General features: G+C 40.7%; 1 protein-coding gene. It reads right to left on the bottom strand.

Going from position 1 to position 1,329, the window contains the following annotated elements; translation table 11 throughout:
• Nucleotides 1-1,329, bottom strand: a 1,329-nt coding sequence (locus QM928_RS09850) for a YPDG domain-containing protein (protein ID WP_414322005.1), incomplete at both ends; no start/stop codon positions are given.

Raw genomic sequence — 1,329 nt, 5'->3', positions numbered from 1 at the left:
GTTTGCGTGTGATTTCAATCTCACTTGGTGTTTCAGTTGTTGGGGTATTTGGTGTTACCTTACCTGGTGTTGTTACTGGAACTTCAACAGCTGGTTTACCTGGTTCTGTAATCTTACCTGTACCTGGTACTTTACCGTCTGGTAATTCACTGTTTGGTACTTTACCTTTACCGTCTTCACCGATTGTTACTGTGATTGGGTTTCCATCTTTACCTGGGATTTCTACCTTAGTTCCTGGTGGGAATGTTGAACCATCTGGTTTCTTAGGTGTTACTGTAACGTCACCTGTCTTAGGATCTTGTTCAACATCTACTGTTGGTGTCTTACGAGCTGGTGTTGTTACATCCACTGGTTGTGATGGTTTCTTATTCGGTTCTGTTACTTTACCTTTACCTGGGACATCTGTCTTAGGAAGGTTGTCATTTGGTACTTCACCTGAACCATTGTCGCCAATTGTGACTGTGATTGTAGTTGGGTTTCCATCTTTATCTTTACTTGGAATTTCTACCGTAGTTCCTGGTAGGTATGGTTTTCCATCTGGTTTCTTAGGCGTTACAATCGCATCACCATTTGGTTTACGTGTGATTTCAATCGCAACTGGTTTTTCAGTTTCTGGTGTTTCTGGTGATGTTACTGTTACTTTTACAGGTACTTCTTCTTCTGATCCATCTGGGTATCTTACGAGAACTTTTCCTGTTACTTCTTCACCTGGAGTCTTATCTGATGGAATAGTTACAGTGACTTTACCATCTTTATCTACTGTGATTCCTGGTGTGCCACTTGTGTAAGTTGTTCCATCTGGAATCTTCTTACCGTTCGCTTCACTTACTGGAATCTCTACTGATGTTCCTGGTTTGCCACTTCCATCATCATACTTAGGTGTGTACTCATCTTTATCTTGATTAGTTACTGTTACTTTTACAGGTACTTCTTCTTCTGATCCATCTGGGTATCTTACGAGAACTTTTCCTGTTACTTCTTCACCTGGAGTCTTATCTGATGGAATGGTTACTGTGACTTTACCATCTTTATCTACTGTGATTCCTGGTGTGCCACTTGTGTAAGTTGTTCCATCTGGAATTTTCTTACCGTTCGCTTCTTTTACTGGAATCTCTACTGATGTTCCTGGTTTGCCACTTCCATCGTCATACTTAGGTGTGTAATCATCTTTATCACGATTAGTTACTGTTACTTTTACAGGGACTTCTTCTTCTGATCCATCTGGGTATCTTACGAGAACTTTTCCTGTTACTTCTTCACCTGGAGTCTTATCTGATGGAATGGTTACAGTGACTTTACCATCTTTATCTACTGTGATTCCTGGTGTGC

Source organism: Streptococcus infantis, assembly GCF_047460405.1.
GTDB classification, from domain to species: domain Bacteria; phylum Bacillota; class Bacilli; order Lactobacillales; family Streptococcaceae; genus Streptococcus; species Streptococcus infantis_Q.
This window is presented reverse-complemented; position numbering and strand designations above follow the sequence as displayed.